Source organism: Brenneria izadpanahii, from assembly GCF_017569925.1.
Taxonomy (GTDB): Bacteria; Pseudomonadota; Gammaproteobacteria; order Enterobacterales; family Enterobacteriaceae; genus Brenneria; species Brenneria izadpanahii.
The window spans coordinates 2,360,849-2,373,881 of the sequence record NZ_CP050854.1; the positions used below are offsets into that span (position 1 = coordinate 2,360,849).

Annotated in this window: 11 protein-coding genes and 1 pseudogene; 8 read left to right on the plus strand and 4 right to left on the minus strand. The window is 50.4% G+C overall.

What is annotated here, in order from left to right; translation table 11 throughout:
* The first annotated feature begins 234 nt into the window (after window positions 1–234).
* The 6 genes and pseudogenes from oppA (HC231_RS10670) (at window position 235) to oppF (ending at window position 7,459) form a co-directional block, all read left to right on the plus strand.
* A complete protein-coding gene (gene oppA / locus HC231_RS10670) occupies window positions 235–1,812 on the plus strand; it encodes an oligopeptide ABC transporter substrate-binding protein OppA (protein WP_425490559.1) in 1,578 nt (525 codons plus the stop codon).
* 90 nt (window positions 1,813–1,902) lie between these two features.
* Complete coding sequence (gene oppA / locus HC231_RS10675; RefSeq protein WP_208230951.1) at window positions 1,903–3,534, plus strand: oligopeptide ABC transporter substrate-binding protein OppA; 1,632 nt, start codon at window positions 1,903–1,905, stop codon at window positions 3,532–3,534.
* Between the two features lie 65 nt (window positions 3,535–3,599).
* Complete coding sequence (gene oppB / locus HC231_RS10680; RefSeq protein WP_208230952.1) at window positions 3,600–4,520, plus strand: oligopeptide ABC transporter permease OppB; 921 nt, start codon at window positions 3,600–3,602, stop codon at window positions 4,518–4,520.
* Between the two features lie 11 nt (window positions 4,521–4,531).
* A pseudogene (gene oppC, locus HC231_RS10685) lies at window positions 4,532–5,439 on the plus strand (oligopeptide ABC transporter permease OppC).
* 11 nt (window positions 5,440–5,450) lie between these two features.
* Window positions 5,451–6,446: an ABC transporter ATP-binding protein gene (gene oppD / locus HC231_RS10690; protein WP_208230953.1), complete on the plus strand. Its 996-nt coding sequence runs from the start codon at window positions 5,451–5,453 to the stop codon at window positions 6,444–6,446.
* Entirely contained in the window at window positions 6,443–7,459 is a 1,017-nt protein-coding gene (gene oppF / locus HC231_RS10695) for a murein tripeptide/oligopeptide ABC transporter ATP binding protein OppF (protein ID WP_208230954.1), read from the plus strand. Before oppD ends, oppF begins: the two co-directional genes overlap by 4 nt.
* 83 nt (window positions 7,460–7,542) lie before the next feature.
* Here oppF and HC231_RS10700 read toward each other — a convergent pair whose 3' ends face one another.
* Window positions 7,543–7,866 carry an HI1450 family dsDNA-mimic protein gene (locus HC231_RS10700; protein ID WP_048638944.1) on the minus strand — a complete coding sequence of 108 codons (324 nt, stop codon included), beginning with the start codon at window positions 7,864–7,866 and terminating at the stop codon, window positions 7,543–7,545.
* 55 nt (window positions 7,867–7,921) lie between these two features.
* Entirely contained in the window at window positions 7,922–9,382 is a 1,461-nt protein-coding gene (gene cls, locus HC231_RS10705; protein ID WP_208230955.1) for a cardiolipin synthase, read from the minus strand.
* Between the two features lie 195 nt (window positions 9,383–9,577).
* Between cls and HC231_RS10710 the strand changes: the two genes are divergently transcribed.
* The gene (locus HC231_RS10710) at window positions 9,578–9,754 is read left to right on the plus strand and encodes a YciY family protein (RefSeq protein WP_208230956.1); all 177 of its coding nucleotides are present in this window, start codon (window positions 9,578–9,580) and stop codon (window positions 9,752–9,754) included.
* A gap of 88 nt (window positions 9,755–9,842) precedes the next feature.
* On the opposite strand, the gene HC231_RS10715 is transcribed toward HC231_RS10710, so the two are convergent.
* Together HC231_RS10715 and HC231_RS10720 are read right to left on the minus strand one after the other, a co-directional pair.
* On the minus strand, window positions 9,843–11,492 hold the full coding sequence (locus HC231_RS10715) for a methyl-accepting chemotaxis protein (RefSeq protein ID WP_208230957.1): 1,650 nt from the start codon (window positions 11,490–11,492) through the stop codon (window positions 9,843–9,845).
* 192 nt (window positions 11,493–11,684) lie between these two features.
* Window positions 11,685–11,981 (minus strand): YciI family protein, encoded by a 297-nt coding sequence (locus HC231_RS10720; protein ID WP_208230958.1) that lies wholly within the window; start codon window positions 11,979–11,981, stop codon window positions 11,685–11,687.
* 194 nt (window positions 11,982–12,175) lie between these two features.
* Between HC231_RS10720 and HC231_RS10725 the strand changes: the two genes are divergently transcribed.
* Entirely contained in the window at window positions 12,176–12,982 is an 807-nt protein-coding gene (locus HC231_RS10725) for an energy transducer TonB (protein WP_208230959.1), read from the plus strand.
* Window positions 12,983–13,033: the final 51 nt, after the last annotated feature.

Below are 13,033 nucleotides of genomic sequence, written 5' to 3' on the forward strand. Positions count from 1 at the left end.
TTTTGTTAGTTTCGACAACAGGCCGTTAATTGTGAGCTATTCATAAGTTAAATTTATTAATAATGTAAATGCCGGAATCAGCATTTGCTTATCATTTATTCATATGTCCATGCACAAGGTTAACCGTTGTCTGTGAATGGCACGATACGTCACTGTAAAAACAGGAGTGGAGCAGTGGAAAATATCAAAACAAGAAAAAGCGTTGTCGCCAGTTTTATCGCTACGTTGATCATTATGCCAGTCGCGGGTGTATGGGCGGCGGAGGTTCCCGCCGGCGTTCAGTTGGCTGAAAAGCAGGTTCTGGTTCGCAACAACGGCGCTGAAGTCTCTTCACTGGACCCTAACAAAATAGAGGGGGTTCCGGAATCCAACGTCGCGCGCGATCTCTATGAAGGGCTGGTGATTTCCGATTTGGACGGACACCCGATCCCCGGCGTGGCGGAAAGTTGGGATAGTAAAGACGCTAAAGTATGGGTTTTTCATTTACGTAAAAACGCGCGCTGGTCGAATGGCGAGCCGGTGACCGCGCAGGATTTCGTCTATAGCTGGCAACGCCTGGCCGATCCCAAAACAGTATCGCCTTATGCCAGCTATCTGCAGTACGGACATTTACTAAATATCGATGACATCATTGCCGGTAAGAAAGACCCGGATACGCTCGGCGTCAAAGCGCTGGATGACCATACGCTGGAGGTAACGCTCAGTGAAGCGGTGCCGTATTTCTACAAGCTGCTGATCCACTCATCCCTGTCTCCGGTGAACCGGGCGGCGGTGGAGAAATTTGGCGAGAAGTGGACGCAGCCGGAAAATTGGGTGGGGAATGGCGCCTATAAGCTGAAAGAGTGGATCGTGAATGAAAAGATTGTGCTGGAACGCAATCCTCAGTATTGGGATAACGATAAAACCGTTATCAATCAGGTGATCTACCTGCCTATTTCTTCGGAAGTGACGGATGTTAACCGTTATCGAGCCGGGGAGATCGATATGACCAACAACAAATTACCCATCGAGCTGTTCCAGAAATTAAAGAAAGAAATCCCGCAGGAAGTCAAAGTAATCCCGTATCTGTGTACTTACTACTATGAAATCAATAATCAGAAAGCGCCGTTTGACGATGTGCGGGTAAGAACCGCGCTGCGTATGGGAATCGATCAGGATGTATTAACCAATAAAGTGAAAAATCAGGGGGATATTCCCGCCTATGGCTATGTTCCTCCCTTTATTGACGGATTTAAGGCGCAAACGCCGGAGTGGTTTACCTGGCCGCAGGAAAAACGCAACGCGGAGGCGAAAAAACTGCTGGCGGAAGCCGGCTATACGGCAACCAAACCGCTGACATTCAGCCTTCTGTACAACTCATCGGATTTACATAAAAAACTGGCGATTGCGGCGGCGTCCATCTGGAAACAGAATATCGGCGTTAATGTGAAGCTGGAGAATCAGGAATGGAAAACCTATCTGGATAATCGTCATCAGGGCAACTTTGATGTCGCCAGAGCAGGGTGGTGCGCCGATTATAACGAGCCAACCTCCTTTTTGAACACCATGCTTTCCGGCAGCAGCAATAACACCGCCCATTATAACAGCACGCAATTCGATAGCCTGATAGCGCAGGCCGTACAGGCCGGTACGGATGACGATCGCGCCACCCTCTACCAGCGGGCCGAATCTCAGTTGGATAAAGACGCAGTTATTGTCCCCATTTACTACTATTCAAATATCCGCTTGGTAAAACCTTATGTCGGTGGGGTTACCGGTAAAGATCCGCTGGACAATCTCCGGGTAAAAAATCTCTATATCATCAAGCATTAATTGATAAAACCTGCATTCTGATGACCAATTTTGTTGGTCATCAGAATGCGCATGCAGCTATAGGCATGATAAACAACACAGGAGAAAACAATGATATACATTACAACAACAAAAAAAAGGTTGGCCGCAGGCATTATCGCGGCAATGGGGATGTCTTCCGCCTGGGCCGCCACGGTGCCCGCAGGCGTTGAGCTGGCGGCAAAGCAGGAACTGGTGCGCAATAACGGCGCGGAAGTCGCTTCACTGGATCCCCATAAAATCGAAGGCGTACCCGAGTCCAATGTGTCCCACGATATACTGGAAGGGCTGGTGATCTCCGATCCTAATGGCAAGGTTATCCCTGGCGTGGCGGAAAGCTGGGATAACAAAGATTTCAAGGTGTGGACTTTCCATCTGCGAAAAAATGCCCGCTGGTCAAATGGTGACCCTGTCACTGCACAGGATTTTGTCTATAGCTGGCAGCGTCTGGCCGATCCGAAAACCGCTTCTCCTTATGCCAGCTATCTGCAATACGGCCATTTGCTGAATATCGATGACATTATCGCGGGTAAAAAATCGCCGGAAACCCTGGGCGTGAAGGCCATTGACGACCATACGCTGGAAGTCACCCTCTCTGAGGGCGTGCCTTACTTCTATAAACTACTTATCCATCCGGCAATGTCGCCTGTTTATAAAAAATCGGTGGAGCAGTTCGGAGAAAAATGGACTCAGCCGCAGAATTGGGTCGGCAACGGCGCTTATAAGCTGAAAGACTGGATTGTGAATGAAAAAATTGTGCTGGAGCGCAACCCGCAGTACTGGGATAACGATAAAACCGTCATCAATCAGGTCACTTATTTACCTATTTCATCCGAAGTCACCGATGTTAACCGCTACCGCAGCGGTGAAATTGATATGACTTATAATCAACTGCCGATAGAACTGTTTCAGAAGTTAAAAAAAGAGATCCCGCAGGAAGTAAAAGTAAACCCGTATTTGTGCACCTACTATTACGAAGTTAATAACCAGAAAGCGCCGTTTACCGATGTACGGGTGAGAAATGCGCTGCGTATGGGACTGAGTCAGGATATTTTGACCAATAAAGTTAAAAATCAGGGTGATATTCCGGCTTATAGCTTCGTCCCGCCTTATATTGATGGGATAACGGTAACGCAGCCCGAATGGTTTGGCTGGCCGCAGGAAAAACGCAACGCGGAGGCGAAAAAATTACTGGCGGAAGCGGGATATAGCGCGGACAAACCGCTGACCCTCAGTCTGTTATATAACACTTCCGATTTACATAAAAAGCTGGCGATTGCGGCGACGTCAATCTGGAAACAGAATATCGGCGTTAATGTGAAGCTGGAGAATCAGGAATGGAAAACCTTCCTCGATAGCCGTCATCAGGGTTCTTTCGATCTCGCCCGTGCCGGATGGTGCGCCGACTACAATGAACCTTCAACCTTTTTCAACAGCATGCTATCGGACAGCAGCAGTAACACCTCTCATTATAAGAGCAGCGATTTCGATGCGCTGATAGCTAAATCTTTGCAGGTCAATACAGAAGAAGAACGCGCGGCGGTTTATCAACAGGCCGAAGCCTTATTGGATAAAGATGCGGTTATCGTTCCGGTTTATTATTATGCCAACACTCGTCTGGTGAAGCCTTACGTCGGTGGTTTAACGGGTAAAGATCCGATGGATAATATCTACGTGAAAGATCTTTATATCATCAAACACTGATAATATTGCGGGCGGCGCCAATAGTCGCCGCCCGCTCTTATTTGCAGGTTTTATAGGTACGGGCAATGTTAAAATTCATTTTTCGCCGCTGTCTGGAAGCTATTCCGACGCTGTTTATTTTGATTACTATTTCATTCTTCATGATGCGCCTTGCACCAGGCAGCCCTTTCACCGGGGAACGAAATCTTCCGCCTGAGGTTATGGCTAATATCGAAGCCAAATACCATCTTAACGACCCGATGTTGACGCAATATGGCAACTATTTGTGGCAACTGGTTCAGGGTGATTTTGGTCCTTCATTCAAATACAAAGACTACTCCGTAAACGATTTGGTGGCCTCTTCATTTCCGGTTTCCGCCAAGTTGGGGGCGGCCGCATTTCTGCTCGCCGTGATTTTCGGCGTTGGCGCCGGCGTGATCGCCGCACTGAATCAAAACACCAAATGGGACTATACGGTAATGGGGTTTGCGATGACCGGGGTGGTGATTCCCAGCTTTGTCGTGGCGCCGTTACTGGTATTGATATTCGCCATTACGCTGCGCTGGCTGCCGGGCGGCGGCTGGAACGGCGGGGCGCCCAAATACATCATTTTGCCGATGGTGGCCCTGTCGCTCTCTTATATCGCCAGCATTGCGCGTATCACCCGGGGATCGATGATTGAAGTGCTGCATTCCAATTTTATTCGCACCGCGCGCGCCAAAGGATTGCCTTTGCGTCGCATTATTCTGCGTCATGCTTTAAAGCCGGCCTTATTGCCGGTGTTGTCCTATATGGGGCCGGCGTTTGTCGGCATCATTACCGGTTCAATGGTTATTGAGACCATTTTCGGCTTACCCGGTATAGGGCAGCTTTTTGTTAATGGCGCACTGAATCGTGATTACTCGTTAGTGCTTAGCCTGACCATTTTGGTCGGCGGATTAACCATTCTTTTCAATGCGATAATTGACGTGCTATACGCTGTTATCGATCCGAAAATTCGCTACTAACCGGGGGCGTTATGTTTTGGAATCGAAAAAATACTGAGGCGTTGGATAACTTCAACGAGAAGATGGACGTTGAAGGCCGCAGCCTGTGGCAAGATGCCCGCCGGCGTTTTATTCATAACCGCGCCGCGCTTGCCAGCCTGTTTGTTCTGGGGTTGATTACTCTATTCGTGATTGTCGCGCCATGGCTGTCGCCCTTCGATTATGCGGATACGGATTGGGGCATGATGTCTTCCGCGCCCGATATGACATCCGGACACTATTTCGGTACGGACTCATCAGGCCGCGACCTGCTGGTTCGCGTAGCTATCGGCGGGCGGATTTCGCTGATGGTCGGGGTGGCCGCCGCGCTGGTCGCCGTTATTGTCGGCACGCTGTATGGCGCGCTGTCAGGCTATCTTGGCGGAAAAGTCGACTCCGTGATGATGCGCCTGCTGGAGATCCTCAACTCATTCCCGTTTATGTTCTTCGTTATTTTGCTGGTGACGTTTTTCGGGCAGAACATGCTGTTGATCTTCGTTGCGATCGGCATGGTGTCCTGGCTGGATATGGCGCGTATCGTGCGCGGGCAGACGCTGAGCCTGAAACGTAAGGAGTTTATCGAGGCGGCGCTGGTATCCGGCGTTTCAACCCGCGGCATCGTATTGCGCCATATCGTACCGAACGTGCTGGGGGGGTTGTGGTGTACGCCTCATTACTGGTGCCAAGTATGATTTTGTTTGAATCATTCCTGAGCTTTCTGGGATTAGGCACGCAGGAGCCGCTAAGCAGTTGGGGCGCGTTGTTGAATGACGGCGCGAACTCGATGGAAGTGTCTTCCTGGCTGTTGTTTTATCCCGCGGCGTTTCTGGTCGTGACGCTGTTTTGTTTTAATTTTATCGGCGATGGCTTGCGTGATGCCCTCGACCCGAAAGATCGCTGAGGAATCGCATTATGAATAGGCTTGATTCAACTGGAGAAAATGAACCGCTGCTAAGCGTTCGGGACTTACGGGTCACCTTCCGTACCGAAGATGGCGACGTAACTGCGGTAAACGATCTCAATTTTACCCTGAATGCCGGGGAAACGCTGGGAATCGTCGGCGAATCCGGTTCAGGGAAATCGCAAACGGCGTTTGCGCTGATGGGATTGTTGGCCAGCAACGGTTATATCAGCGGTTCTTCGCGTTTTCATGGCCGGGAGATCCTCAACTTGCCTGAGCGTCAACTGAATAAGCTGCGTGCGGAAGAGATCGCCATGATATTTCAGGATCCGATGACCTCGCTGAATCCTTATATGCGGGTCGGCGAGCAGCTGATGGAAGTCCTGATGCTGCATAAGCAGCTCAGTAAAAGCGAGGCTTTTGAAGAGTCGGTCAGAATGCTCGACGCCGTAAAAATGCCGGAAGCGAGAAAACGCATGAAAATGTATCCTCATGAGTTTTCCGGCGGTATGCGCCAGCGCGTGATGATCGCGATGGCATTGCTGTGCCGTCCTAAATTGCTGATTGCCGATGAGCCGACCACCGCGCTTGATGTGACGGTGCAGGCGCAGATCATGACGTTATTAAATGAGCTAAAACGCGAGTTTAATACCGCCATCATTATGATCACCCACGACCTGGGCGTTGTGGCCGGTATTTGCGATAAGGTGCTGGTGATGTACGCAGGGCGGACGATGGAGTACGGTTCGGCGCGCGATGTGTTTTATCATCCGAGCCATCCTTATTCTATCGGGTTGCTTAACGCGGTTCCGCGGTTGGACTCCGAGGATGAAGTCCTGGCGACCATTCCCGGCAATCCGCCTAATTTGCTTCGCTTGCCGAAAGGGTGCCCGTTCCAGCCGCGCTGTCCTTACGCGATGGATGTTTGTCATGAAGCTCCCGCTTTGGCGTCTTTTGGTAACGATCGCCTGCGCGCCTGCTTTAGAACGATCGAGGAGGTGTTATGAGCATGGCAACGGAAAAAAACGCCTTGCTGGAAGTGGTCGATCTGAAAGTTCACTTCGATGTAAGAGACGATAAACAATGGTTCTGGCAACCGCCTAAAACGCTGAAAGCCGTTGATGGCGTGACGCTTCGTTTATATGAAGGGGAGACGCTGGGCGTCGTGGGCGAGTCAGGCTGCGGGAAATCCACGCTGGCTCGCGCCATTATCGGTCTGGTGAAGGCCACCAGCGGAAATATTACCTGGCTGGGACGCGACTTACTGGGCATGAGCGATGATGAGTGGCGTAAGGCGCGCAGCGATATCCAGATGATTTTTCAGGATCCGCTGGCGTCGCTTAATCCGCGAATGACTATCGGCGAAATCATCGCGGAACCGCTAAAAACCTATTATCCCAAACTGTCGCGTCAGGAAGTGAAAGATAAAGTCAAAGCGATGATGTTGAAGGTAGGTTTGCTGCCCAATCTGATCAACCGATATCCGCATGAGTTTTCGGGCGGCCAATGCCAGCGTATCGGTATTGCCCGGGCGCTGATCCTGGAACCGAAACTGGTTATCTGCGACGAACCCGTTTCCGCGCTGGATGTCTCCATTCAGGCTCAGGTGGTGAATCTGTTACGGCAATTGCAGCATGAAATGCAGCTGTCGCTGATTTTTATCGCGCACGATTTATCGGTGGTGAAGCATATTTCCGATCGGGTTCTGGTGATGTATCTGGGACATGCGGTGGAGTTGGGAACCTACGATCAGGTTTATCGGAACCCCCTACATCCCTACACGCGGGCTTTGATGTCGGCAGTGCCTATTCCCGACCCTGATAAAGAGAGGAATAAGCAGATACAACTGCTGGAGGGGGATCTGCCTTCGCCGATAAACCCTCCTTCGGGATGCGTATTTTGCACCCGATGCCCGATCGTCGGGCCTGAATGCGTAAAAACCAGACCCGTAATGGAAGGCAACTTTTCTCATGCCGTGTCTTGTCTGAAAGTTGATCCGCAAGAGCTGGTATCGTCATAACGGTAAAAAAACAAGGACGTCCCTTAACGGGACGTCCTTGTTTCAGCGGCTGGATTTACCGTGATGAGCGGTTTCGGCGCGGTTTATTCTTTCCACAGAATGTGGCAGAGTTTATGGTCCTTTTCCCGGCAAATCAGCACACGGGCAAAAATATCGGTAATTTCGCCGCCATCCTGCTCCGCGAGCCCAATCACCACTTCAGCAAAGAAATCCGGATTAAGATCGAAATCAACATGTTCCGACCAGTCTTCGGCGGGATCGAATAATTCTGCGCCGCCGCGTTCCTCGAACTGTAGGTTAAACAACAGGATATCCGCCGGATCAAGATTATCGGCCGCCAGTTCCAGAAAGATATCGTAAGCCTGCTCCAATGCTTCGTCTTCGGTCAGGCGGTTATTTAAATCCATACAAAATGTCCTGTTAAATGCGTGATGCACTATTAGAACACGTGAGAGGCCGTATTTATAGCAGAGGGCTGAAAAAGTAGAACAGGCGCTCTACAATTCGCTGCCAATATGGCCGGTTTTGCCACTGTGTGGCGCTTAATAGCGTTGAGCGGGCGATATAATCTTCCTGCACGCAGGCAAGATCGGTGCCGAAACCCGCATCGTCAATCACCACCGTAATTTCGAAATTCAGCCAGAGGCTGCGGATATCAAGATTAACCGTACCTATCAGGCTTAATTGTCCATCCACCAGTACGCTTTTTGTATGTAACAGTCCACCCTTAAACTGGTAAATTTTGACGCCGGCCGCCAACAACTCGGCAAAAAATGCCCGGCTGGCCCAACCGACCAGTACGGAATCATTTTTATACGGAACGATAAGACTAACATCGACACCGCGCTGGGCGGCGGTACATATGGCGTGCAGCAGATCGTCGCTGGGAACGAAATAGGGCGTGGTCATGATCAGCTGTTTCCGCGCGGAGTAAACCGAGGTTAACAGCGCCTGATGGATCATCTCTTCCGGATAGCCCGGGCCGGATGCGACTACCTGAATGGTGTGGCCGGTTTCCTGCTCAAACGGCATCATGTTGACGTCTGGCGGCGGCGGCAGCAGACGTTTGCCCGTCTCCATTTCCCAGTCGCAGCAATAGATAATCCCCAGGGTCGTCGCCACCGGGCCTTCGATGCGGGCCATCAAATCGATCCACTGACCCACGCCGGAATCCTGCTTGAAGAAGCGGGGATCAACCATATTCATACTGCCGGTATAGGCAATACGGTTATCGATTAGAATAATTTTACGATGCTGACGTAAATCCATACGGCGCAGAAACGCCCGGAATAAATTCACCTTCAGCGCTTCGACGACTTCTATTCCGGCTGTGCGCATCAACTGCGGGTAGGTATCGCGGAAAAACTTAACGCTGCCGGCGGAGTCGAGCAATATCCGGCAATGGACGCCGCGTCGGGCCGCCGCAATCAGAGACGACGTGACCTGATCGACAATCCCGCCGGATTGCCAGATATAGAACACCATCTCGATATTATTATGGGCAAGTTCGATATCACGAATCAGCGATTTAATCGTATCGTCAAAGGTCGTCAGCAATTGCAGTTGGTTGCCTTTGACCCCTCCCACGCCTTGCCGACGCTCGCACAATTGAAATAACGCGCTGGCGACTTCGCTATTTTCTGTTGCGAAAATACGCCGGTATTCTTTTAGTTCTCGTAGCCATTTGGCGGTGGACGGCCACATTTTACTGGCTCGTTCCGCCCGGCGCTTGCCGAGATGTAATTCACCGAAAGAAAGATAAGCGACAATACCGACCAGGGGCAGAATATAGATAACTAATAACCAGGCCATTGCGGAAGGGACGGTTCGGCGTTTCATTAGAATACGTAGCGTAATACCGGCGATCAGTAACCAATAACTGAAAACAAGTAACCAACTTATTACAGTATAAAATGTTGTCATAAAGGCGTCGTAAATCCCTTCCGTAAAACTTTAATAAAGTGTACGCATACTTTGATGAAAGAGGAAATGTCTTTAGTCTTAATAAAATAGCCCGATTGTTATTTTCCGCCGGGAGGGGAAATTTAAACAATACTTGGATCGCAGTATGAAGGGTCTATAATGCATGCTGCAAGTTGTCGATATAAGAGTTATGTCATGAAACGCAGCCGGAATGAAGTTAGCCGCTGGCGAATGTTGCGCCAGGCTCAGCGTCGCAGAAGTCGCTGGTTGGAAGCGCAGTCGCGCACTTACCGTCATATTCACTACGCCCGCTATTTACAGCAAAAGCATCAACGGCGCGCGTTGTTATATGCGGTAGCCTACGAGTGGTAGCGAGCTGAAAAAATTAGCGGTCATCGGTTAATATGACCGCTAATTTTTTAGGTATAAATCACCGTTTTACTGACATAAAACCGCACGCTCAGGACAATACCGGTATCAGCGTGTTATCGGTCGCGGTAGACGATTTATTCGCATCGGACGGCAGTTGGAAAAGCGACACGGTAGTGCTGAGCTGCTCTGTCTGTTCCAGCAGCGATGAAAAAGTCAGCGCCGTCGTTTCAACCTGATCCGCATTCTGCTGAACGGTATCATTCAAGGTGCGGATACGGCTGGTGACTTCATGGATACTCTGATTTTGCTGGTCTGATATTTCCGAGATTTCACTCAAAAAGGTGCTGGTGCCTTTCGCCGCCTGAATAATTTCCTGCAGGCTGTCATTCAACTTCTTAACCAGTAGCGCACCCATTTCAACGCTGTTGTCGGAATCGCGGATTAACGCATTGATATTTTGCGCGGAGTGACTGCTTTGCGACGCCAGCGTTCCGACTTCGCGCGCTACGACAGAAAAACCTCGTCCCATCTCTCCGGCGCGAGCGGCTTCAATCGCCGCATTCAATGATAGGATGTGCGTTTGGAACGCCACGTTTTCAATCATGCTGATGGCCTCCGTCATTTCCCGCGTCCTGCTTGCGATATCCGACATGGCCGTTTTTACTTCGTTCATCATAACTTCGCCTCGCATGGCGATATCGCTGGTATCTTCGGCGTGTAAGCTGGCTTGTTGAGTATGCTGCGTGTTCTGTTCCAGATGCTGGCTTAGCTGGATGATATGTTCGGTGGTGGCTTTTAGCTCATGGGACTGTTTGCCGGCCTGTTCCGACAGGATCCGGTTATCTTCAGCAACTTTATCAACCTGGCTAATCATGTTGCCAACGCTCTGGCGAACCTGATTAACCAAAACAACCAGTCCTCGTTGCATCTGAATTACGCTGTTATTTAACTGGTCTATTTCCCGCGTCGCCCATTTTTCCATTGCGATGGTATGTGAGAGATCGCCCGCCGCAATAAGCTGCAAATGATCGATGATGCGTTTCAGCGGACGGATAATGACCTTGTTGACGCTGACCCAAATCAGCACCGATACCAGCAGTAATAAGCCGAGCACGATAATAAAAATGGTATGGGCGCGATCGAGCGACGTCAGAAATTGCTGACCGTGCTGCTTTTGCCGGGCATCGTTATCCTGCAGGTAGAGCGAATATTTTTGCGTGAAATCGTTTTGATAAGCCTGAATAGGAATGACGAAAAAGATATCAATTTCATTGGTTCCCTTTATTCCCTGCGCGAGTTCGGCCAATCCGGCATACAGTTGTTGATAACTGTTTTTCAATTGATCAAAGGCCGGGGAGGAGGAGGAGGCATCCAGCGACTGATAGTAGATTTGCGCCTGTTTCAACGACGCTTCAGCCTCATCCATCAGGCTCTGCCAACTGCCGACCGATCCCGTTTCTTTATCAACCAGCAGATAAATTCCGGCTCGGTTAAGCTTATCGCTGGCGTTCATGACTTCCATTCTGGCCTTATCCATCAACGCCTGCTGTTGACGCAGCTGTTCATTGGCGGACGTGTCCAGTCTTACCTGTGTCATCGTTTGGGAAATAATTCCGACCGAAATCAGCTGCAATAAGGAAAATAACCCGATGACGAGTAGTAAACCCAAAAGAATACTCGGTCGGCGGCGGCGAAATATTCTCGATATCCCTAATCGTAACGTATCGGATGTTGACATGTTGTCCGGCTCCCTACATATAAATGGCAGCCAGCCTATCATGGTTAAATGACTAGAATATTTCAGTTTTATCGGGCAGGGATGCGATTATCCGGGGCATCGAACCGCGGGCGCCCATCATATTCCGCTTCTTGGGCGAACGGCAATGGGCCGAGGCCGGCACTGCCGCTACGGCCCATTTAATGAACGGAATTAAAACACTTTTTTGAAGGGTTTTACCGTTACCTGCCGGTAAACGTTGGCCGCGACGTAAGGATCGGCGTCGGCCCAGGTTTTAGCGTCTTGCAGGGAAGGGAACTCGGCAATAATGATGGAACCGCTAAAACCGGCTTTCCCTGGATCTTCGCTATCAACGGCGGGAAACGGACCGGCGGTAATCAGCCGGCCTTGATCCTGTAACTGTTTTAGGCGAGCCAGATGATCCGGGCGTGCCGCCAGCCGCTTATCCAGAGAACCGGCGATATCTTCAGCGTAAATAACGTATAACATAATGCGCCTCGCGTATTGGAGAGAACAAAACCGAAGTAACCCATCATACTTGATGATACGACCAGGACAATAGCTTGATTTACCAGAAAATTAGCTCCATGAGGCGGTTTTTTTTAACAATTTGGGTGGTTATTATTGAATATGATTGCTATTTGCATTTAAACTTGGGCGGCATAAGAGGATAAAGAAATACTATGCCGCAGAAAACGTTTTTCCTGACCCGCCGCTATTCATGGCCATTTTTGCTTTCAGTTGGTATTCACGGTTCTTTAATCGCGGGTTTGCTGTATGCGTCATTCAATAAGGCTTTTGAACTGCCGGAAGAGTCCAAGGCAATTAATGTCGTTATGGTCAATCCAGCATTATTTGAAGCTGCGCCTGCGGCAAAATCGGCGCCAACCGAGCCAGAGCCGGTAACGCAGCCGGAACCGGTTGTCGAGCCGGAGTCGATTCCTGAGCCCGAACCTGTGGTTGAACCTGAACCTATTCCCGAGCCGGAACCGATTCCAGAACCTGTTCCCACGCCGCTCCCTGAGCCAAAACCGGAGCCTAAGCCGAAACCAAAGCCCAAACCTAAACCGGTGAAAAAGATTGAGCAGCCAAAGCCGGTCAAACGGGAGAGGGCCGTTGAAAAACGGCCGCCGTCGCCGTTTACCAGCGAAGCGCCCACGCAAAGCGCGGTGAACGCGCCCGTCAGGCAGGCTCCGGCTCCCGCATCAAGTACGCAGTCGACGGGGCCGCGGCCGCTTAGCCGGGTCGAGCCGCAGTATCCTGCGCGGGCCTTTTCACTGCGTGTGGAAGGCCGGGTGAAAATTCAATTCGATATTGATGATTCTGGCCGGGTGGATAATATTCGGGTGATTTCGGCAGAGCCACGCAACATGTTCGAACGTGATATCAGACAGGCTATGCGGAAATGGCGTTATGAAGCCAATAAGCCAGGCAGGAATCTTGAGGTGACGTTCGTCTTCAGAATAAATGGCAAGACGACCATGGAGTAAGTTCGCCGAGGGTGATTGATATTGACAAAAAACGCCGCTTAACAGCGGCGT

Bases quoted from the DNA above. Each gene is read 5' to 3' on its own strand.
- oppF (WP_208230954.1), top strand. From the start codon at position 6,443: ATGAGCATGGCAACGGAAAAAAACGCCTTGCTGGAAGTGGTCGATCTG.
- cls (WP_208230955.1), bottom strand. From the start codon at position 9,382: ATGACAACATTTTATACTGTAATAAGTTGGTTACTTGTTTTCAGTTAT.
- oppA (WP_425490559.1), top strand. From the start codon at position 235: ATGCCAGTCGCGGGTGTATGGGCGGCGGAGGTTCCCGCCGGCGTTCAG.
- oppD (WP_208230953.1), top strand. From the start codon at position 5,451: ATGAATAGGCTTGATTCAACTGGAGAAAATGAACCGCTGCTAAGCGTT.
- HC231_RS10725 (WP_208230959.1), top strand. From the start codon at position 12,176: ATGCCGCAGAAAACGTTTTTCCTGACCCGCCGCTATTCATGGCCATTT.
- oppB (WP_208230952.1), top strand. From the start codon at position 3,600: ATGTTAAAATTCATTTTTCGCCGCTGTCTGGAAGCTATTCCGACGCTG.
- HC231_RS10700 (WP_048638944.1), bottom strand. From the start codon at position 7,866: ATGGATTTAAATAACCGCCTGACCGAAGACGAAGCATTGGAGCAGGCT.
- HC231_RS10710 (WP_208230956.1), top strand. From the start codon at position 9,578: ATGAAACGCAGCCGGAATGAAGTTAGCCGCTGGCGAATGTTGCGCCAG.
- HC231_RS10715 (WP_208230957.1), bottom strand. From the start codon at position 11,492: ATGTCAACATCCGATACGTTACGATTAGGGATATCGAGAATATTTCGC.
- oppA (WP_208230951.1), top strand. From the start codon at position 1,903: ATGATATACATTACAACAACAAAAAAAAGGTTGGCCGCAGGCATTATC.
- HC231_RS10720 (WP_208230958.1), bottom strand. From the start codon at position 11,981: ATGTTATACGTTATTTACGCTGAAGATATCGCCGGTTCTCTGGATAAG.